Below are 19,402 nucleotides of genomic sequence, written 5' to 3' on the forward strand. Positions count from 1 at the left end.
AGGAGCGGAAAACTAAAATATTTGTGCAATTTTAGTAATAAATACCCAAATGTGTTGAATATTGTTGATCCAATGATTTCTATCCCCTATAATGAGTCATAAGCCCTAATAATAGGGAAGATTTACTAATAAAGGAGGGGAGAAGGGATGGTAAAACTAGATCAATTATCACTGGCTAGGCAGCTGGACATCGTGTTTAAAGAGCTGGAAGAAGAGTTGGGAGGTCTAAGCTCGGGGACGGTTTTTGTACAAATACGAAACAATGTAATTGGTAAATTTGGCATACGGCATAATCCATTGTCTGGGCGTAACGGGATCATAGCTCCGCAAGAGGAGGGGCTAAGTGAGGCTCAACAATTCTCTTTTCGTTCGATGGCGCTTGAAAGTCTGAAACATAAACGCCATTGGACACATGGCGAAATCAGTTATGAATTTATGGTACGACAAGGCATCGTCGTTGTGGATGCTGTGCTTGAATCCAACTATAACATGGCCAACTTGATGATACGGTACCCTCGTAATACATATGCCGAAGCTGCTTCGGAATCCTGAAATCATTTATTATATAGAACATATAACGAAAGAGGCGATCTTTGGGGAGAAGATCGCCTCTTTCTATTTACGGCTGGAGGGAAGAGATGCTAATTACAGGTTCGAACGACCCGATAATTGCTGCTCAGCCAATTGTACCAGACGTTTGGTGATGTAACCTCCCAAAGAACCGGTTTCACGGGAAGTATAGTTTCCATAGTAACCGTCTTGTGGAATCGTTACGCCCAGTTCTTGAGCAGCTTCCATCTTCAATTGTTGAAGAGCTGCAGTTGCTTGAGGTACGACAAGATTGTTAGAAGAACGACCTTGAGCCATGTCATGTCACCTCCTTTGGTGTTGTATGAGGATATTATGACCTGATTGATAGGGATCTCATTCGTGCAGGAGGCAGATCGTCTGCTGGTAAAATTACCCGTAGGCATTGTTCATAGATCAAATAAAAGCAGCCCTTTGTTATTCAAAGGGCTGCTCTTGCTGAAAAGTTAAGTATATGAGGATGTTATGTGTCAATGGAGACGCTGGCTTATGCTTGCTCTGCCTCCGGTGACGTATTCTGAATGCTGATCTTGGTCGTCAGATTCACGGTCTGTCCCGGTTCCAAATGAATCAGCCCGGTTTCTTCGTTCGGGAGATTCAAATTGGGTGCGTTGGGAAGCCAGGTGTACGGTTCGATGCAGAGGAACTGCTCGGCAACACCTTTGGTATAGAGCACCCAATGCTTGAAGAAGGCACGGTCTGCCGAATAATGAATTTGGTAACCATCGTCCCGCTTCAGCAAGGCCTCGGCAGGTTTGCCCTCAGGGATCCTTAATATCGTATCCAGGTCGGCATCCTTCAGGTTTAGTCCCGAATTCAGTTGTTCCAAATGGCCGAGAGGTGAAAGATCGCCGGTCGGGATCAGTTCGTTATTCAAAGTATAAATGCCTTCAACTGGCAGATCCAGCGTCCAGCGATGCGGTTCGCCGTCCAGCAGGAACCACGTATGGTAACCCATGCCGAACGGAACGGGGCTAGCGCCAAGATTCGTTACGCGAAGGCTCTGCGTTAAGCGTGTCCCCTGAAGACGGAAGGTCATCTCCAGCTTCAGCGGCACAGGAAATTGGGCAATCCATTTCGGATCATCCGATGAGATGAACTCGGTCGAAACGGCGCAGCCGTCATCCTCCTCCTCTATGTCGCTGACACACCAAGCCTGTGATCGGTGGAGGCCGTGGATATGATTGTCGTTCGCGGTATTTTGGTCAAATTGATACGACGTTCCGCCATATTCGAAATGGCCCTTGGAAATCCGGCCTGGCGGTATGAGCATCGGAATGCCGAAGTGGTAAGGCTTCTGTAGATAGAATGCAAGCTCGCTTTCATCTGGTTTTCGGAGGATTTCGCGTGAGTTTTCATTGTCTTTAATCCCAATGACGTTATTACCTAGACGAGGAAGGAGAGTCACTTCAAGACGGCCGCTGTTTAAAATATAGGTGTCGTAACCATTCCACTGGCCTTTGGTCACTTGATTCATATCGATGCTCCTTTACTAACAGAAATCATGGTCTGGACGATTAACCACATCATAACAGATTTTTGCGGAAAGGGTAAAAGAAATGCTTCAAATAGGCCCGTACATCTTGATTCCAAATTGGAATTGACAAGGCAGAGCAAGAGTTTTATCATTGCATGTAATAGTGATCCATTATGATTGAAACACGATGACAAGGACAAGTAAGCAGGTGCGGCCCATCCTTCAGAAAGCCGGTGGTTGATGCGAACCGGCGGATCCGCTTTGCTGAATGGCCCTTCGAGTGCCGGGCTGAACGGGATAATGCTGTTATTCCTTAATATGCCGGCCGGGTATTCTCCGTTACAAGAATGGAAGGCTGCAGCCTGCGTAGGATGATGCTTGCAGCGAATAAGGGTGGCACCACGGTCTCACGTCCCTTGCGGATGTGAGGCTTTTTTGCGTTCCTATATGCTCCCGCAAGGACGGGGCAGACTTGGATTAAATGACAATATAAATAAATGGAGGGCTAGTCATGAAAACCGTATTATCGGGAATTCAGCCAAGCGGTAATCTAACGCTCGGCAACTACATCGGAGCCATTAAAAATTTTGTGAAGCTGCAAAACGAGCATGACTGTTATTTTATGGTGGTCGATCTGCACGCAATAACGGTACCGCAGGAGCCTAGCTCGCTGCGGGATCGCTCGGAATCGGTCGCGGCCCTGTACGTTGCCGCCGGAATCGACCCGAACCGCGCCAATATCTTTTTGCAGTCCCATGTTCCTCAACACGCCGAGCTGGGATGGATCATGACCACCTTGGTGAATATGGGCGAGTTGGAACGGATGACCCAGTTCAAGGACAAATCGGAAGGCAAGGAATCGGTTGGGGCCGGCTTGTTCGTTTATCCTGCGCTTATGGCCGCAGACATTTTGCTGTATAATGCAAATCTTGTGCCGGTGGGAGACGACCAGAAGCAGCATCTGGAAATCACGCGTGATTTGGCTGCACGCTTCAATCATCGGTTCGGTCCGTATTTCAATATTCCGGAGCCGTTCATCCCTGAAGTCGGTGCGCGAATCATGTCGCTGGACGACGCTTCCAAAAAGATGAGCAAGAGCAATCCGGTTGAGGGCAGTTATATCGCGATGCTGGATACGCCGGATCAAATTCGCAAGAAAATCAGCCGGGCTACAACCGACTCCGGAGCCGAAGTGGTGTATGATCCTTCCGCTAAGCCTGAGGTGAGCAATCTGATGAGCATCTATTCGGAGTGTGCTGGGGTGTCTTTGCAGGAAGTGCAGTCTCGTTTCGAAGGAAAGATGTACGGGGCATTCAAGAAGGAGCTTGGCGAAGTTGTCGTAGCCGCTCTGGAGCCGCTTCAGAACAGATACCACGAAATTCGCCAAACCGGTGAAATTCATGACATTCTCGCCAAAGGAGCCGAGCAGGCGCAGAAGACCGCTGCCCAAATACTCGATGGCGTGAAGGACAAGATGGGATTTCTGGCTCCTAAATAAACGAGGGTCTTCTAGGAAGGCTTGCGCTTGGATTTAATAATGAATCCCCAGCCTATGTTGAGGATGGAGAGCAGCGCCAGACCGACGGCCAGAAATCCGTTGTAGCTGATGGATATGGCGGAGGCGGTCAACAGGACGATGGAAGAGACCGCAAACCATAGGGATAAGCCTTTACTCATTATGAAAAAAACCTCCAAAGATTAAAATTTTAAAAATACGTATAACGTTGCAAGAAGGAGCCATAATAAGTTTGCAAGCTTGCACTGGAATAACAGACATTCAGTGAAGGGAGATTTTTAATATGGCACGTCGCAGCAACAATTTGGTTGTACCTCAAGCTACTGCAGCATTACAACGTTTGAAACTCGAGGCTGCTCAAGAACTAGGCGTAACGATTCCTCAGGACGGTTACTATGGTAACTATACTTCCCGTGAAACAGGATCCCTGGGCGGATACATTACTAAACGTTTGGTACAGCAAGCTGAACAGGCTCTTTCGGGGTCTGGCCGCACGCTGTAATCTCTCTCTCATAACGTGAGTATGGAAGCCCGGAGCGCTATGTCAGCGCTCCGGGCTTTGTATTCATATCGGGGGCCCGACAGGCATCCTGCTACATAGACAAATTGTGCCTTAAACAACGGCGAAACGTCAAGGTGATATCCCTTCCAAATGTCACTGAATTGTCATATAGATGGAATGAATTCCGAAGGATTGCTAAACACTTTTTACTAATGATATGATAAACTTTATAGCGGAGGCAGTACTTCCTCCATAACGACAGATACAAGGAGGAACGTTAACACGTGGATAATCACTTGAGATACCAGGCTCCTTCAGAATCCGCAGCACTGGCCTCGGCAGCGCCTGCACCTCCCGATAAGGCGGGGACTTGGAAAGATTTTATCACGGTGACGAAACCCGGAATCATCCGGTCAAATTTGATAGCGGCTTTTGCCGGATTTTGGCTGGCATCGCGTTGGGATATCCAATTTGGATTGATGATTATGACACTTCTCGGAACTGTGCTTGTCATGGCTTCGTCCTGTGTTTTCAATAACTATTTCGACCGGGAGCTCGACATGAAGATGGAGCGTACCCGGAATCGCTCCCTTCCAACCGGGCGTTTGACACCCAAGGTTGTTCTTTGGTATGCCGTCATTCTGGGGGTCGTGGGACTAGCCGTCCTGTTCTTGTTCTCAGGCGTGCTGGCAGGCCTATTCGGAGCCGTCGGAATGTTCGTTTACGTTGTGGTGTACACTCTCTGGCTTAAACGTTCTTCTACATGGAGCACGTCGGTCGGAGCGATCTCCGGTGCCATGCCTCCGGTAATCGGCTATGTGGCCGTGACCGGAAGCGTAGATATGGCAGCCGTCCTGCTCTTCGCCCTGCTGTTTCTCTGGCAGCCGCCGCATTTCTGGGCGCTGGGCATTCGCCGGGTGGAAGAATACCGTGCAGCGGGATTCCCTTTGCTGCCGGTTGTCAAAGGAATTAAACGCACGAAGTATCAGATGATTCCTTACCTGGTGCTTCTCATACCGATTCCCATCCTGATGTACGCCTACGGATATGCCGGTATATTCTTTCTGGTCATCGGACTCCTTCTGGCTATTTGGTGGCTCTACGCCGCACTCCAAGGTTTCCGTGCCAAGGACGATGAAGCTTGGTCCAAAAAAGTATTCATTATCTCCATCAACTACTTGACCTTGAGCCTGATCGTTCTCATACTCAATACCACCTTTTAACAGGTGGCTGGGCTTTTAGCGATACACCAAAACCTGATAGAACAGGGATTGCCTGAGACGAAGGGAGAACGGGGAAGGTCATGAATGCATTCAAACGTTACAAATGGACTTGGGTACTGCTCGCTATATGCGTAATAGCAGCCATCTACCTGGTATACAACTCGCTTGGATTCGGAAAGGAGAAGTTTCCGATCGTTCGTGAGGTTGCTGCCTATTCCATGGAGAATGTAGATGGGAAAACGATCACGTCGGAGGATACCAAAGGCAAGGTGAAGCTTATGTACTTCTATTTCACCAGCTGCCCGGATGTGTGCCCGATTACGACGCTGGTTCTGTCTCAGATCCAGGAGGACTTGAAACAAGAAGGTTTATTCGGTAAAGAAGTTAACTTTGTGTCCATCTCCTTTGATCCGGAGACCGATACGAAAGAGAAGATTAAGGAGTTCGGAGACCGATTCTATGCCGATTACAGCGGCTGGTACTTCCTTCGTGGAGACCAGGAGGAAACGCGGAAGCTGATGCAGGAGTCTTTCAAAATTCCGCTGCTGGGCAACAACTCGACGAATTTCACGCATGGCAATTCCATTGCCTTGGTGGACCGGGACAATAATATCCGGAAGACCTATAATGCTGCGGATCCATCCGAAGTGAAGACCGAGGATATCGTGAAGGACATCAAGGCTTTGATTAAGGAATAAATTGCAGGTAAAACCAAAAGGCGCGCTCTATCGTTAAAGATGGAGGACGCCTTTTTTATTTAAATATCGAAAATTGAAGCCATTCAAGATGCTCTTGTGATTCCTTGACAATAGACGCAGTTCATCAGAATACGTCAGGGGGCGGGTAGATGATGAATTCCTCCAGCCCTGCCTTCTCCAGCTGGGCAATCAAGTATTCGTCGGGAGTTCCTTCAACGCCGGCATATCCCCGGCGGGTATAGATTTGTTCGGCATCAGGAAAGACGTCGCGCAGAGCCCCGCGAATTTTTTTTCCGGAGCTGTCGTTATCCATAAAAAGGTACACCTCTTGATCCTTCACCTGTTTATGCAGACTCTCAAGCTTGGCGGTGTTTAACGTTCCGAAAGTGCACAGGATGGTTATATCCGAAGTCAGCAGCCGACGCAGTCGGCTCCGGTCGTTCTTGCCCTCTACAATGAGAAATATCGGCATCTTTTTATCACCTCTGTCATGATACGGAGATCCTTGGCAGCATTCCCCGGGAAATGTTGATCTGCCGTCGAATGATGTAGGTATAGTGTAACTTGTTTTCTGCCGATCATGCAAAAGGAGGCACAATAAACGACCATCCAGTGGATGGCCGCAATAAGGTAAATCCATGTATTCTAGTTAGAAACAGCTCAGAATGATGACGAGCAGAATGTACAATACAAGAATCATTCCTACGGAATTTCCATGGCCCCCATGGCAATGTTTATGATGAACATGACTCATGATTACTTCACCCCTTGGTTAAATGTTCGTGGTCATTTGCCACACTGTATCTTATGTGGGTTTACCCATATGGACTGTGCATTGGCCCATCCGCGTTGATTTGGGCGCTGTTCTTAACTTGGGACAAATTCATCAGACGGTTGAGATTGGGGTTTCGGGCGAGATGGCTGTCAAAGGTGCCTCACGATTGCGTTTGGGTAGGAGCAGCAGAACCGTCATCAGCATGAGAAACGCAACAAAATAAGGGGATACCACCGTGCGCAGCTGTCCAGCCGCGATCGGGCCGACAAAGGATCCCAGCGACATGGCGATGGACTGAAATGAGAACACTTTGCCGAGCCTTCCTCCGCCGCTGAGCTGAATGAACAAAGAGGATAAAGCCGGGAATAGCAAGCCTTTGGCAAGTCCGAGCGTAAACAGGATAATCATAATCGGTACATGGTCTGCTGCAGCTAGGGCGTAGAAGCATATGGCCAGCCCGAATACGCCGATGGTTACCCTGATATGAGGCGCATAACGGTTGAGGAACAGCATGCTTAGCGTGACCAGGGCTCCAAGGCTAATGACGGAGAAGAGAAGCCCGGTGGACATAATGCTTGCCAGCCCGCTTTCCCGAAGCGGTATTTCAAAGAACAGGATTCCCTGAGAGCAAGCAATCGCAAAAGGAATCAAATATAAGCGCAAGCTAAACGGAAGCCGTGCCGGCTTCTCGTTATTGATCGGTTCAGCCTGCTGATCCATATGTTTAGCAGCGGCCGACATCGGCTTCGGGAGACTGAGAAACGCCATCAAGCCCGTGAAAATCAAAAGCCAGCCCAGACTCTGGAATGTGCCGGAAAATCCCGCATTGGCGACGATGAAAGCTCCTGCAGCCGGCGACAAGACAGAGGCAAGGGTGTGGATCACGCCATGACCGGACATATATTTGCCCTGCGTAACGGGATCCCGGGAGAGCGACGCCAGCAGCGCCAGGCAGGCCGGTGACAGAAAGGCCAGCACGAAGCCGCTGATCGAGCGGAGCACGAGCAGCTGCCAGGGCAATTGGACATGGGCCTGAAGAAGCAGAATGATACCGGCGGCGGTTAGGCTGAAAATAATGTAGCGTCTGCTGCCGTGACGATCGATCAGACTGCCCGCAAGCAGGTTGCCGGGCAGATGGGTTAGAGCATAAATGCCCATCATCCAGCCGATAAACGTAGGGGCTGCTCCAAGTGAAATGGCAAAAGGCGTCAGTACAGGATACTGAGCATGCAAATCAAAAAACGCCAGAAACAAAAACATATAGAGCCATAAAGCGGTTTTCAATATGGCACCCTCCTATCCGGCTAAAGTTGATATGGTACTACTACTTGTACGTACGAAAGGTCAAGCTTAGACCTTTTTGTGAAAAGACCCGGTTGGCTGACAGCTTTGCGGGGTATCATGTATAATTAACAAGACGGCCATAAACCGCCGCTTTTGAAACGATTGACGGGAGTGAAAACGAATTGGATACTCAGGTCTGGATTGAATTTCTTAAACAAAATTGGCTGGTCATCGCCATCGCCTTAATCATCTTGTTTATCGTGCTGAACGTGGTGAGAACCGTCATTAAGTGGGCACTTGCCGTGCTCATCATCGGGGGATTGCTGGTGTACAGCGGAATTTCCCTGGACAAAATCGGCGAGGTTGTAACCACGGTCAAGGAAGAGACGGTGGATACGATAAAAAAAGAAGCGCTGAACATGATGATGAAGGAAGCGAAGGAAGCACAATATACTTCGAATGGAGACGGCACGTACTCCATTAAAGCGCCCAATCTCGAGTTGAAAGGAAGCGCCGGTTCGAAAGAGGTGGAAGTCACCTTCCGCGGTGTTTCGGTAGGGAAGTGGGACATCAACGATACGATTCAGAGCTTTATCGATGATGCCAAGAGCAATTCGGCAATGAAATAAAAAATGGCGAACGCAATCGGATGCGGATGTAAGCTGGCAGCATGTTCTTGATGCGATCAAGCTTACGTCCGTTGACAAGACATCATGGGATAGGAGGGGATACCGTTTGATGTCGGCATGGAAGGAAAGTGTGCTGGATGGGAACGGAATCACCATCTTGCTGCTGCTGATTGTGGCTTTTTCACTCATTCAGGGATGGAGTCGCGGAGCCTCCCGCTCAGCCGGGAAGCTTGTTTTTTTTCTGGGGGACGCGGTGCTTCGCCTGGTCGGGCTTGCGATCTCCGTTCCTTTTACATTATGGCTGTCGCCTAAGGCAGGCGATTGGCTGGGCACGGTCTCCGGTTTACCGAATCGGGATCTGCGCTTCTGGGAGCAGATTTATTATACGGCCGTAAAATCGCTGGCGGATTTCCCGCTGCTTCGGTTTGCGGTCCTGTTTATGCTGAGTTATGCCGTTATCGTGTTTATGCTGCGGCTGCTGGTTTCCCTGATCATGGGAGGCGGGCTGGGACTCTTCGGAACCAAAAAAGAAACCTCGGCATCGCTGCTGAGCCGGCTGACCGGTGCCGGAATCGGCGTCGTCATGGGCGCAGCGCGGAGCATTATTGTGATTGCTATCTTATTCATCTTCGTCAGTCTGAATCCTGATCACGGCTTCAGCCGGTACGTTGAAGCTTCTCCGGTTTATCAGCAGGGGGCGCGGGCTGTGATCGAGCCTTTGTCGGGTTCTCTCGTTAAGGAAAAGCTGCCGGTGTTTACCCAGTCGGTTCAGGAAGAATTGAATGGGATCATTCAGCGAAAGTACGAGGTCATCGACCATCAAATCCCCGAGGGCATCGAGCAGACGGCTGCCCATGTCGTGAAGGGGGCGTCAACCGATGAAGAGAAAGCGCGAAAGCTTTATGATTGGGTAGGCAGCCGGATCGCATATGACCACGACAAAGTGACGCTGTATGAAGAGCAGCGGATATGGAAAGAGCAGACGCCGCAGGATACCTACGATACGAGGTTAGGGGTATGCATTGATTACGCCCGGTTGTATGCCATGATGGCGAGGTCCCAGGATCTTAAGGTCAGAGTGGTTACCGGCAGGGGATATAACGGACAAGGCGGTTATGGTCCGCACGCATGGAATGAAGTCTACTTGAGCGAAGAGAAGCGCTGGATCCCTCTTGACCCGACCTGGGCACAGAGCGGCAACTGGTTTAATCCGCCGCGCTTCAACGAGACGCATATTAAAGAGCAGGTATTTTAATAGAGTGATATAGGCAGGGGCGGCTTTCTAGCAGGGAAGTCCGCCCTTGCTATCCGATGGGCCTTCAGATGAAGTGGGGGGGCGTTTATGTTAATATGGGTTTATGTGATTGTGGATAAAGGGGAGAAGCTTACGTGAAAGGGTTTAGGCCGGACAAGCGCAAACAAGAAGAACGAGATGCCGGCAGTCAGTTTAACTTGCGGGTTAATCTATTTTTTTTCAGCACGTTTATTATATTCTGCGTCATTATTATACGTCTTGCCATACTGCAGTTCGTGGAAGGACCGGAGCTGAAAGAGCTCGAAACGGGCGGGCAGGTTAAAAATTTCCCGCTTCAGCCGATTCGGGGCAGCATCATCGATGCTTCCGGAACGCCGATTGCCTACTCGACACCCTCCCAAGCCCTGTATTTAACGCTGTTAAAGGATTATAGTTCATCCGAACGAGGGAAGAAGAACCGTCCGGAAATCGAAAAGCTGGCCGAGGAAATGGTCAGGGTCTTCGATCAATACGGTGATCCGAAAGCGGAGAAGTTAACGGTAGATGATGTAATCAAAGCGATGGACCTGGAATTTAACAAGCAGCCGGGTTATGAGCCGAGACGCATCAAAGCGGATCTCTCGACTAAAGAAGTGGCTTACTTTATGGAGCATAAGAACGAGTATCCCGGAGTCGAGGTCGTGGAAGAGAGCCAGCGTCAATACAACCCTGATAAAATCGCCGTTCAGACGATTGGTTATTTGAAAGAGTTTCGCGGCATTAAGACACTGGACAAATATAAAGAGATTGATGAGCAGAACAAGAAGCAAAAGGATCCGGGACTCATCTACACGGAGCAGGAGAAGGTCGGCGTAGACGGACTCGAAATGATGTTCCAAGATGAGCTGCGCGGCAAGAACGGATATATCGGCATTCCGATTAATCCGCAGAACATGGCGGACGGGGTACCGACCATGATTGCCCCGGAGAAGGGGTACAACATCCATACGACGATTCATAAGGATATCCAAAAAGCTACGCAGCAGGCGATCATCGATCAGCTGAAATGGCTGCACGCCAATCCGGTTTCCGGCAAAACGCATCCGAATGCGCTCACGGGTTATGCGGTAGCGATGGAAGTGGATACCGGCAACATTGTCGCCATGGCCAGCATGCCGGACTATGATCCCAATGTATGGGAGAATGGAACCGACGATTGGGAAACCGTCATGAAGTATTACGGCAACGGTACGATCTCTCCATACAGTTCCGGGCGCTCCGGCAACAATCTGGAATCGGTCGTGCTGCTTGGCTCGACGATGAAACCTTTGTCGGTGCTGATCGGGCTTAACGAAAACTTGTTCGGACCGAACGATTACTATTATGACGGCGGCGCGGCATTCTTCGGTAAGGATAATACGAGGGTTCGGAACTCCGGCGGTAAAGCCTACGGGTCCCTGAACGCAAGAAAAGCGATCGAGCATTCCTCCAATGCCTTTATGGTCGATTGGATCGGGGAAAAGCTGTACAACAAGTATGGCTCCGAATCCGTTAAGGTATGGGATGAATACATGAAGAAATTCGGGCTTGGGGTATCCACCGAATCCGGTCTGCCAAAGGAGCATAAAGGCATCATCGAATATACCAACATCGAGCAGGCGGGAAGTTATTTGGCTGCCATGGCGTACGCCTCCTTCGGACAGTCGGGCAAATATACGACGCTCCAATTGGCGCAGTATGCCAGCACGCTTGCCAATCGGGGAGAACGCATCCGTCCGCAGCTTGCCAGCAAGATTGTGGATCAGGACGGCAATGTGATCAAGGAGTTCAAGCGCGAAGTATTGAATAAAGAGGAATTCCCGCAGCAGTACTGGAATGAAGTCATTGCGGGGATGAACACGCAGGGACTTCGGGCTTTCGAGGATTTCAAATATGATTTTGCGCGGAAAACAGGAACATCCGAGCAGGATATTTATAAAAACGGCACTCGGATTCGGGTGGAAAACGGGGTGTTCATCGCCTTTGCACCACGGCAAAATCCGAAACTGGCCGTTGCCGTAGTCATTCCGGAAGCAGGCTTCGGTTCCCAGAGTGCCGCGCCGGTTGCCCGTAAAATTTTCGACGCTTATGACGAGATTTACGGACTGGACGGTACGCCGCACCCTAAAAAAACCGAGGGTGAGAATGAGGACGGCAGTACGAACGAATAATCGACAAACGGCAGCCAATAGCCCTGCAGGGTTGGCTGCCGTTTTTTTGTCATACATGGGCGTCCGGGGCCTTGTCCGCCACGAGATTCAGAACAACGCCAAACTCCAGCAGCGCTTTGAGGCCGCAGAGCACCATGGTATATCCTCCCATGGAATCAATAGCCCCATGCAATATCTCATCATCATTTCCTGTAAATCCGGAATGGGTAATGGTAACGAAGGTCTCATGTTCGCCCCGCGGGGTGAATATCCACTCGGTCCTCGTTTGATCGGAAGATTCGATGGCGATGCGGCGGTTCTCCTCGATATCGTGCACATACAAGTCATCAAACACGCCATACATTTCCCAATCCCAGCGGATATGCCGGCCTTTCTCAAGTCTGCCGCTGCTTTTGGTAAACCAGAACTTGGTTGTGATATTAGGGTCGATGAAAGCCTCGAAAACTTCTGAAACGGGTCTTCGAATCAACATCTCTGCCGTGACGACGGGATTCTGATTGAGCTTGGTCATTGGGGTGCATAACTCCTTTCGGGGTTGTCTTCATACTCATCCTAGCATACCGTAACGAGTATTCTTTCTTTTACATTGCTTATTTATTTCAAGGGGCTTGTCGTTTGTTCGAGCCCCCTCGAGGATATCTTGCGTCAGGCCGGGTTTTACCTGGTTTGGCATGCATCGAGGGGCTGCTCATTCAGGGGAATGTTTTGACGCCCGGCCTTTTGTGGTAAAATGTCGTTATGTTTGCTTTGATTCGTAAGGGGGTTAATACCATGAAACATAAATATCGGTTGTTGGCACTGGATATGGACGGTACGCTGCTTCAGGACGACCATGAAGTATCCGAGGAAACCGTGAAGTGGATCAAGGAGGCGGTGCGGCACGGCATTCACGTCTGCCTCTCGACGGGCCGGCCGTTTCAGGATGCTTATCCGTATGCCAAGCAGCTTGAACTGACGACGCCGATGGTAACGGTGAACGGCGGCGAAGTATGGCGTGCGCCGTATGAATTGCATCGCCGCGCGCTGCTCGACAGCAAGCTCGTGGAACAAATGCATGCACTCGCGGTTGAAACCGGATCGTGGTTCTGGGCGTATTCAGTAGATAGATTGTATAACTCTGAGAACTGGACCGATGATGTCGCGAATCAGGAGTGGCTGAAATTCGGATATAACACGAATGATCATGAGGTACGCCACAATATCATGATGCGGCTGCAGGATATGGGCGGACTGGAGATCACGAACTCTTCGCCGGATAACCTGGAAATCAATCCGCAGGGCGTCAACAAAGCGACCGGGATCGGACAGGTGTGCGAGCTGCTCGGTATCAGCATGTCCGAGGTTGTAGCCGTAGGAGACAGCCTGAACGACCTGGCCGTCATCCAGCAGGCCGGCCTCGGCGTGGCCATGGGCAATGCCCAGCAGACCGTGAAGGATGAGGCGGATCTTGTGGTTTCCAGCAACAATGAGGACGGCATCGTCGAAGTCATCAGGGATCATATTTTGATCGAAGGGTGAGATGTTGATGGACGTATTGGGCTGGATTATCGTCATCGCTCTGTTTATCATTGGGATGGCCGGGGCGGTATACCCTATTCTGCCGGGGGTTGTCGCCATTTACCTGGCGTTGTTCGTTTACGGCTGGTTCTTTACATTCGAGCATTACAATGCATGGTTCTGGATTATCCAGACCATTATTCTGGTGGTGCTCTTCATTGCCGATTATGCGGTTAATGCCTGGGGAGTCAAGAAACTCGGCGGTTCCAAAGCCTCGATTTGGGGCAGCACGATCGGACTTATTATCGGACCGTTCGTGATACCGGCCTTCGGGTTGATTATCGGACCGTTCCTCGGCGCATTTCTGGGTGAAATGCTGGCAGGCTCGGGAGCATGCAAATCCATGAAGGTTGGCTTCGGATCGGTTGTTGGATTGTTTAGCAGCATTGTGGTGAAGATTATATTGCAGCTTGCGATGATCATCATTTTCTTCATCTGGATTTTCTAATAGAGCATAGCAATCGCTGTAAGAGGCGCTTTGGAGGAGAAAGAAGGGTACGGTTTTGTCTAAGAAAGAGTCATTTATTAAAGGCACCATCATCTTGGCCGCTGCTGCGCTGGTAGCCCGGGTGCTGGGCCTTGCTCAGCGGGTGCCGCTGGAGCATATGCTGAATGATATCGGGGATGCCTCGTTTACGATCGCCAATAACGTATATTTAATGCTGTTAACGGTAGCCACGGCCGGCATTCCCAGCACGCTCAGTAAAATGGTATCGGAGCGCCATGCTTTGAACAAGCCTGCGGAGGCTCGGCGCGTCTATCATGCTGCGCTTATTTTTGCCGGGGCAGCAGGCGTTGTCATGACGCTGCTCCTTTACTTCGGAGCTCCTTTTTATGCCACTCATATAGCCAAGCAGCCGGAGGCCGCCGCTGCCATTCAAGCGCTCGCTCCGGCGCTGCTGCTGTTTCCGGCCATCGCCATGATGCGAGGATACTTCCAAGGTCGCAATAATATGACGGCTGGCGGCATATCGCAAATTATCGAGCAGATTGCGCGGGTTTTGACAGCGATCGGCTTGGCTTATGTGCTGCTGCGTTTGGGATATGACGATACCTGGATCGCGGCAGGTGCTTCCTTCGGGGGCGTCCTCGGCAGTATCGGGGCATTTGCGGTCATGCTGTATTTTACGGTGAAGCTTCGCCGAAGCGATCGTGAGCTCAAAATGCCGGCGGCGGACCGCTCGATTCCGCTTGGCGGGATATACCGGGATATATTCACGCTGTCTATACCGATTGTGCTGTCTTCCCTGGCTGTTCCGGCGGTCAACTTCATTGACAGCTCCATTGTGAAGCCGCTGTTGATCGGGCAGGTTGGTCTGGGAGAGGCTACTGCAGCCCTCGCGGTATTAGGAAACCGGGCGCAAAGCGTAGCGGGCATTCCGCCGATTCTAGCCATTGCCCTCAGCACCTCGCTCATTCCGATCATCTCTGCCGCTTTTGCGAGGAAAGATCAGGAGCATTTGGAACAGCAAGTATCGCTGGCCATGCGCGTTGCCATATTGACGGGTATGCCGATGGTGATTGCGCTCTGCGTTGCATCCTATTCCATCAACGGATTGCTGTTTAGTTCCCTCGGCGGAAGCGGGATCATCGGGTTCCTGACATTCGGTACGATTTTTCAGATCACGATGATGACAACGAACTCCATTCTTCTTGGAATCGGCAAGGCCAAGCTCTCGATGGTTCACGTGATGATCGGGATAGCGGTCAAGCTTGTTGCCAGCTTCCTGCTTGCTCCGTTGTTTGGCATTTACGGCATCATCGGGAGCACGGCTCTCTGTTTCCTTGTCATTACGATACTGAACGTCAGATCGATCAAGGCGATTGTATCCTTCTCGATCCTGGGCAAACGCTGGATGGGCTTCATACTGACGGTTGCTGCCGCAGGGGGGATCGGTTACGGCCTGAACCTGGCCGGTATTCAGATGGTCGATGTCATGCCGGCAAGGTTGGCATTTCTGCTGACCTGCCTGGTTGTAGGCGTAGCCGTAGTCATTATATATCTTGTGCTGCTGGTGGTGTTTGGCGTACTGCGGCAATCGGAGCTTAGCAGTTACCCGCGTCCTTTGCAGAAGGTGTTCCGTCCGCTGATGAGGCTGCAGCCTGCGCGTATGCGGGAGCGGGGATAAACCTAAACCTATGATGCAAGAACAGCATCCGTTAGAGAAGAGACCATTCCGGCCGTATCGGAATGGTCTTCTTTTATTGCCGGTGGAACGGATCGGATACGTCATGGGCGATGGAGGTTTTCTCCAGGACGGCCCGATGGGCGTGGGTGATATCCGGCAGCATCGGCGGTTTCGGTTTGCGAATATGCTTAAACATCGCGTGGCCATGATACCAGTCGTACCGGGGAATCGGTTCCGGGGTTTCATCCTGCCAGATCTCCTCGAGACGGGGGCTATACAGACGACGGCCGTCCGGCAGCCATTCCGATTGGATAAGCTCAAGCCCCTCGTGGCCGTGATCCATGGCTTGATCCCGCGTCGGCGTAAATAACGCCGGCCAATATTCAGCGCGCGAGCCCTGATGCTTGGTGGAACGAGCGAATGCCAGCACGGCATGGTAGATATCCTCGTAACCGAACAGTAAAGCGTACAGCGAGCGGCCTGCCTTGATCCGGATGGACAGGTCTTCAAACTTGGGGATGGTGAGTCCGGCCAGCGGCCGGGTAGGGGATACGGGATTTTCGGCAGAGTCTGTGCTTGTCTGTTGGTTATGACCCAGCGGAAATACGATCTGATTCAACCGGGTTAGCTCATGCATCCGGAAGAGGGGATCCTGCAAAATATGCTGACGGTAAAAAGGATGTCTTGCCACCCGCCCCTCAATATAGTTCTGTTCATTAATGATGAGGGCGACCGTAAGCAGCGAACTGCCTTGGTCGTGCCAGAACCGTTCCCAGAACGGCGTCATGAACGATGAAACATGGAAGCGGGGGAGCAAATGGAATAAGGGTTTTCCTATTTTTCGACTGTGCATATAGAGAAGCAGCTGCGGATAGGCATCCTGAAAAATCAGCGCATTGCAGCGCTCCAGGAAACTGTACAGATGGTTTTGGAATGGGGGGGCCATGAGATCCGACATCAGCCCGCCCTTCAGATCGCTCATATTCCATCCGGCATTGCGTGATACCATATGGGCAAGGAAGGCCCAATGCAGCTCCGGATGCGACTCGTAACAGTCCAAATAGGCCTTGGTTCGGGTCACGTTGCTTCGGTTGGCGGCGGCAGCGGCCTCCTGAATGCGATGAACCAGCTCTTGCTCCTCATCCGTTGGCTGCAGGTCCGGCTCATGACCGCGAATATCGCTGTGACCTTCTTGCAGAGGGAGAAACGAAGAAATGCCCTGCGGCAGATAGGGATGGGAGGAGAGAATGTTCTTGAGCTGCCTGCGAATGGCCCTGACGGCTGTAGGATCCCACTGCAATTCATGCCTGTTCATCCGAAGCTTTAAGGAATATCGCCAAGCTGCCATCATACCCGACCATGATTCTGCCAGGGCTTGCGGAATGGCGGCTGTCCATGCCCCGTAATCCCTGCCCCGATTTGGTTTGTCCTTGGCTCCGTGCGAGTGCATGCCGGTTGTCACCTGCACTTTCTGATGATAATTCCAGACCGTGAACCTCATACAGTCAGTATGCTCTAAAATTTGACTTCCACTCAACAATTTGATTCACTAGGGGTGAAGGAATTCGACGTAAAGGGGAGATAACTAATGGAAAAAATCACTTCAGAAGCAGAATTTCAGGTTGCAATCCAGTCTCCACGACTGACAGTTGCCGTATTTAAAGCGGACTGGTGCGGCGATTGCAAGTTTATCGATCCATTCATGCCGGAGGTTGAGACGAAGTTCTCCAACCAATTGACTCTGGTGGAAGTTGACGTCGATGCTGTCGGTGACGTGAGTCAGCAGCAAAATATTCTGGGCATCCCTAGCTTTGTTGCATACTCTGACGGTCGCGAGCTGGTTCGCTACGTTAACAAACTCCGCAAATCGCGCGAGGAGATTGAAGATTTCCTGCAGCGTGCCGTAGACGTATACGGTACGATTCACAAGTAAGCAGTGACGATAGCACCGCCGCCTTTGAGCTATAACGGGCGGCGGTGTTGTTTTTACATTGGATATGATGAGGGGAATTGCGAAGTCAAGTACCTTGAGCATGAAGGTTTTGTTCATTTTTGAACATTTTGTCACAATCGCTCAAGTGACCGGGGCTGAAGAATCAGGTATAATGAAATGTGGACTGTATATGATGCGATCCTGTATAGGTTTTGAATAGTGAATGATTATGAGCAGCAGGTGAGATAAGTGAACGATAAACAATTAAAGTGGCTGAGTTACATAACATGCTTAATTATGTTCTGCGCGACTTTCGGGGGCATGGTTGTGACAAAGACGGGGTCGGGGCTTGGCTGCGGCCAAGAGTGGCCGCTGTGCAACGGCAAATTTGTTCCCGCTTACACGGTGTCCTCGATGATCGAATATTCCCACCGGGCCGTAAGCGGAATGGCCGGCTTGGCCGCCTTGGCTTCGCTGATTGCGTTCTGGAAGTACAAGCGGGACCGCCGGGATTTGATGGCTTATGTCATCGGGACCTCGATATTCGTCGTGGTACAAGCCATCATGGGGGCCCTCGCGGTGGTTAAACCTCAATCGGCTGCGATCATGGCGCTGCATTTTGGTTTCTCGCTGATTGCTTTTGCCAGTTCGGTCATGCTGGCTTTGGGCATGCGCCGAATCGAACAAGCGAAGGGACCCGCTGACCTGGAGCGTTTGCCGCGGGTGGGCAAGGGCTTCCGAAATCTGGTCTGGGGCACAACGTTGTACAGCTACATCGTGGTGTATATCGGTGCATTCGTCAGCCATACCGATTCCCGGGAAGGCTGCTCCGGCTGGCCGTTGTGTAACGGAGAAGTGATACCGGAGCTGAGCGGAGGGGTCGGCATCGCCTTTATGCACCGCGTGGCCGCGCTTCTGCTGCTGATCGTGGTGGCGGTGATGGGGCATTTTGCATATTGGCGCAATCGCGATAACCGGGAGATCCAGATGCTGGGCATTTCGGCAACCGTGCTGTGTCTGCTGCAGGTGTTCAGCGGCGCCCTCATTATGGCTACGATGCATAACGAGGAAGTTTACGTATTCTCCGCACTGGGTCATACGCTGCTGATCTCGGCGCTGTTCGGCGTACTGTGTTATTTAAGCGTCCGGGTATGGCAGCTCAGCAAGCCGCTTGAAGCCGAAATACGGAAGGGCCACGACGTGCCCCGCGAAAAGATCGTATAAGGAAGAACGCCGATCATTCCGTAAAGAAAATCCAGTATTCTATAGCATACATGCATGCAAAGTCCCCGGACCGGAGTTCGAGGGCTTTGTTGTATAGAAAGGAGCTGCCGGCAACCGTATCGAAAAGGTTTGATAAGGCAACGAATTTGTTTATATTTAATAACACCGGAGAAATCACAAGTCGCTCCATGCTTATGGAGTTGTCTTCCCGTTTCGGGGGCATCCTAACAGGACGAGCCCGGATTGGCGCAGCAGATGATGGGTCATCTGCCAGTCAAGGGGATGCCGAAGGGCCTGATGGCGATCCGGATGAGTTGCCCCCGCGCGAGGATATCGCCGTGAAGACGGCCGCTGAGCGCTGGAATGAGTATATTGGCATTAGCACAATCGAGATCAAGAACCAAGGTTAATCTGATGACGCGA

21 protein-coding genes and 1 other annotated feature are annotated in these 19,402 nt (G+C 51.0%); of the genes, 14 read left to right on the plus strand and 7 right to left on the minus strand.

Annotated features, from left to right (window positions below):
• The first annotated feature begins 147 nt into the window (after positions 1–147).
• Positions 148–552 (plus strand): hypothetical protein, encoded by a 405-nt coding sequence (locus JNUCC32_RS29545; RefSeq protein ID WP_009591435.1) that lies wholly within the window; start codon positions 148–150, stop codon positions 550–552.
• Between the two features lie 93 nt (positions 553–645).
• Here JNUCC32_RS29545 and JNUCC32_RS29550 read toward each other — a convergent pair whose 3' ends face one another.
• The gene (locus tag JNUCC32_RS29550; protein ID WP_006212633.1) at positions 646–867 is read right to left on the minus strand and encodes an alpha/beta-type small acid-soluble spore protein; all 222 of its coding nucleotides are present in this window, start codon (positions 865–867) and stop codon (positions 646–648) included.
• A gap of 208 nt (positions 868–1,075) precedes the next feature.
• Entirely contained in the window at positions 1,076–2,065 is a 990-nt protein-coding gene (locus tag JNUCC32_RS29555) for an aldose 1-epimerase (protein ID WP_192570586.1), read from the minus strand.
• A gap of 178 nt (positions 2,066–2,243) precedes the next feature.
• Positions 2,244–2,485: a binding site (T-box leader), on the plus strand.
• A gap of 91 nt (positions 2,486–2,576) precedes the next feature.
• On the opposite strand from JNUCC32_RS29555, the gene trpS reads away from it, so the two are divergent.
• Positions 2,577–3,563: a tryptophan--tRNA ligase gene (gene trpS, locus JNUCC32_RS29560; protein WP_015737432.1), complete on the plus strand. Its 987-nt coding sequence runs from the start codon at positions 2,577–2,579 to the stop codon at positions 3,561–3,563.
• Positions 3,564–3,574: 11 nt separating this feature from the next.
• On the opposite strand, the gene JNUCC32_RS29565 is transcribed toward trpS, so the two are convergent.
• Positions 3,575–3,742 carry a hypothetical protein gene (locus JNUCC32_RS29565; protein ID WP_009592873.1) on the minus strand — a complete coding sequence of 56 codons (168 nt, stop codon included), beginning with the start codon at positions 3,740–3,742 and terminating at the stop codon, positions 3,575–3,577.
• A gap of 122 nt (positions 3,743–3,864) precedes the next feature.
• Between JNUCC32_RS29565 and JNUCC32_RS29570 the strand changes: the two genes are divergently transcribed.
• The 3 genes from JNUCC32_RS29570 to JNUCC32_RS29580 all read left to right on the plus strand — a co-directional run bounded on the left by JNUCC32_RS29570 (position 3,865) and on the right by JNUCC32_RS29580 (position 6,004).
• Positions 3,865–4,083 carry an alpha/beta-type small acid-soluble spore protein gene (locus tag JNUCC32_RS29570; protein WP_015737431.1) on the plus strand — a complete coding sequence of 73 codons (219 nt, stop codon included), beginning with the start codon at positions 3,865–3,867 and terminating at the stop codon, positions 4,081–4,083.
• 284 nt (positions 4,084–4,367) lie between these two features.
• Positions 4,368–5,306 (plus strand): heme o synthase, encoded by a 939-nt coding sequence (gene cyoE, locus JNUCC32_RS29575; protein WP_009592896.1) that lies wholly within the window; start codon positions 4,368–4,370, stop codon positions 5,304–5,306.
• A gap of 80 nt (positions 5,307–5,386) precedes the next feature.
• On the plus strand, positions 5,387–6,004 hold the full coding sequence (locus JNUCC32_RS29580) for an SCO family protein (RefSeq protein ID WP_192570587.1): 618 nt from the start codon (positions 5,387–5,389) through the stop codon (positions 6,002–6,004).
• 124 nt (positions 6,005–6,128) lie between these two features.
• On the opposite strand, the gene JNUCC32_RS29585 is transcribed toward JNUCC32_RS29580, so the two are convergent.
• On the minus strand, positions 6,129–6,476 hold the full coding sequence (locus JNUCC32_RS29585) for a toprim domain-containing protein (protein WP_009592860.1): 348 nt from the start codon (positions 6,474–6,476) through the stop codon (positions 6,129–6,131).
• 414 nt (positions 6,477–6,890) lie between these two features.
• The gene (locus JNUCC32_RS29590) at positions 6,891–8,063 is read right to left on the minus strand and encodes an MFS transporter (RefSeq protein WP_096776652.1); all 1,173 of its coding nucleotides are present in this window, start codon (positions 8,061–8,063) and stop codon (positions 6,891–6,893) included.
• Positions 8,064–8,245: 182 nt separating this feature from the next.
• On the opposite strand from JNUCC32_RS29590, the gene JNUCC32_RS29595 reads away from it, so the two are divergent.
• The 3 genes from JNUCC32_RS29595 to JNUCC32_RS29605 all read left to right on the plus strand — a co-directional run bounded on the left by JNUCC32_RS29595 (position 8,246) and on the right by JNUCC32_RS29605 (position 12,136).
• Entirely contained in the window at positions 8,246–8,692 is a 447-nt protein-coding gene (locus JNUCC32_RS29595) for a hypothetical protein (RefSeq protein ID WP_192570588.1), read from the plus strand.
• A gap of 106 nt (positions 8,693–8,798) precedes the next feature.
• A complete protein-coding gene (locus tag JNUCC32_RS29600; protein WP_192570589.1) occupies positions 8,799–9,947 on the plus strand; it encodes a transglutaminase domain-containing protein in 1,149 nt (382 codons plus the stop codon).
• A 134-nt stretch (positions 9,948–10,081) separates the two neighbouring features.
• A complete protein-coding gene (locus JNUCC32_RS29605) occupies positions 10,082–12,136 on the plus strand; it encodes a peptidoglycan D,D-transpeptidase FtsI family protein (protein ID WP_192570590.1) in 2,055 nt (684 codons plus the stop codon).
• Between the two features lie 49 nt (positions 12,137–12,185).
• On the opposite strand, the gene JNUCC32_RS29610 is transcribed toward JNUCC32_RS29605, so the two are convergent.
• Positions 12,186–12,647 carry an SRPBCC family protein gene (locus JNUCC32_RS29610; RefSeq protein WP_192570591.1) on the minus strand — a complete coding sequence of 154 codons (462 nt, stop codon included), beginning with the start codon at positions 12,645–12,647 and terminating at the stop codon, positions 12,186–12,188.
• 260 nt (positions 12,648–12,907) lie between these two features.
• Between JNUCC32_RS29610 and JNUCC32_RS29615 the strand changes: the two genes are divergently transcribed.
• The 3 genes from JNUCC32_RS29615 to JNUCC32_RS29625 are packed head-to-tail and all read left to right on the plus strand — an operon-like array spanning position 12,908 to position 15,822.
• Entirely contained in the window at positions 12,908–13,654 is a 747-nt protein-coding gene (locus JNUCC32_RS29615; protein ID WP_015737425.1) for a Cof-type HAD-IIB family hydrolase, read from the plus strand.
• Between the two features lie 7 nt (positions 13,655–13,661).
• Positions 13,662–14,141, plus strand: a complete 480-nt coding sequence (locus JNUCC32_RS29620; protein ID WP_192570592.1) for a DUF456 domain-containing protein — start codon at positions 13,662–13,664, stop codon at positions 14,139–14,141.
• Positions 14,142–14,196: 55 nt separating this feature from the next.
• Positions 14,197–15,822 carry a putative polysaccharide biosynthesis protein gene (locus tag JNUCC32_RS29625; RefSeq protein WP_192570593.1) on the plus strand — a complete coding sequence of 542 codons (1,626 nt, stop codon included), beginning with the start codon at positions 14,197–14,199 and terminating at the stop codon, positions 15,820–15,822.
• 73 nt (positions 15,823–15,895) lie between these two features.
• Here the strand turns inward: JNUCC32_RS29625 and JNUCC32_RS29630 are convergent, their stop codons facing one another.
• On the minus strand, positions 15,896–17,272 hold the full coding sequence (locus JNUCC32_RS29630; RefSeq protein ID WP_228468845.1) for a DUF2515 family protein: 1,377 nt from the start codon (positions 17,270–17,272) through the stop codon (positions 15,896–15,898).
• 138 nt (positions 17,273–17,410) lie between these two features.
• Here JNUCC32_RS29630 and JNUCC32_RS29635 point away from each other — a divergent pair, with 138 nt between their 5' ends.
• The 3 genes from JNUCC32_RS29635 (at position 17,411) to JNUCC32_RS29645 (ending at position 19,389) form a co-directional block, all read left to right on the plus strand.
• Positions 17,411–17,755, plus strand: a complete 345-nt coding sequence (locus JNUCC32_RS29635; RefSeq protein WP_009592843.1) for a thioredoxin family protein — start codon at positions 17,411–17,413, stop codon at positions 17,753–17,755.
• 249 nt (positions 17,756–18,004) lie between these two features.
• Positions 18,005–18,979, plus strand: a complete 975-nt coding sequence (locus JNUCC32_RS29640) for a COX15/CtaA family protein (protein ID WP_009592910.1) — start codon at positions 18,005–18,007, stop codon at positions 18,977–18,979.
• A gap of 86 nt (positions 18,980–19,065) precedes the next feature.
• On the plus strand, positions 19,066–19,389 hold the full coding sequence (locus JNUCC32_RS29645) for a hypothetical protein (protein WP_192570595.1): 324 nt from the start codon (positions 19,066–19,068) through the stop codon (positions 19,387–19,389).
• The last annotated feature ends 13 nt before the right edge of the window (positions 19,390–19,402 follow it).

The organism is Paenibacillus sp. JNUCC32, assembly GCF_014863545.1.
GTDB lineage: Bacteria > Bacillota > Bacilli > Paenibacillales > Paenibacillaceae > Paenibacillus_AQ > Paenibacillus_AQ lautus_A.

Coding starts and splice junctions, on each gene's coding strand:
- JNUCC32_RS29545 (WP_009591435.1), top strand. CDS start 148: ATGGTAAAACTAGATCAATTATCACTGGCTAGGCAGCTGGACATCGTG.
- JNUCC32_RS29550 (WP_006212633.1), bottom strand. CDS start 867: ATGGCTCAAGGTCGTTCTTCTAACAATCTTGTCGTACCTCAAGCAACT.
- JNUCC32_RS29555 (WP_192570586.1), bottom strand. CDS start 2,065: ATGAATCAAGTGACCAAAGGCCAGTGGAATGGTTACGACACCTATATT.
- trpS (WP_015737432.1), top strand. CDS start 2,577: ATGAAAACCGTATTATCGGGAATTCAGCCAAGCGGTAATCTAACGCTC.
- JNUCC32_RS29565 (WP_009592873.1), bottom strand. CDS start 3,742: ATGAGTAAAGGCTTATCCCTATGGTTTGCGGTCTCTTCCATCGTCCTG.
- JNUCC32_RS29570 (WP_015737431.1), top strand. CDS start 3,865: ATGGCACGTCGCAGCAACAATTTGGTTGTACCTCAAGCTACTGCAGCA.
- JNUCC32_RS29580 (WP_192570587.1), top strand. CDS start 5,387: ATGAATGCATTCAAACGTTACAAATGGACTTGGGTACTGCTCGCTATA.
- JNUCC32_RS29585 (WP_009592860.1), bottom strand. CDS start 6,476: ATGCCGATATTTCTCATTGTAGAGGGCAAGAACGACCGGAGCCGACTG.
- JNUCC32_RS29610 (WP_192570591.1), bottom strand. CDS start 12,647: ATGACCAAGCTCAATCAGAATCCCGTCGTCACGGCAGAGATGTTGATT.
- JNUCC32_RS29615 (WP_015737425.1), top strand. CDS start 12,908: ATGAAACATAAATATCGGTTGTTGGCACTGGATATGGACGGTACGCTG.
- JNUCC32_RS29620 (WP_192570592.1), top strand. CDS start 13,662: ATGGACGTATTGGGCTGGATTATCGTCATCGCTCTGTTTATCATTGGG.
- JNUCC32_RS29630 (WP_228468845.1), bottom strand. CDS start 17,272: ATGCACTCGCACGGAGCCAAGGACAAACCAAATCGGGGCAGGGATTAC.
- JNUCC32_RS29635 (WP_009592843.1), top strand. CDS start 17,411: ATGGAAAAAATCACTTCAGAAGCAGAATTTCAGGTTGCAATCCAGTCT.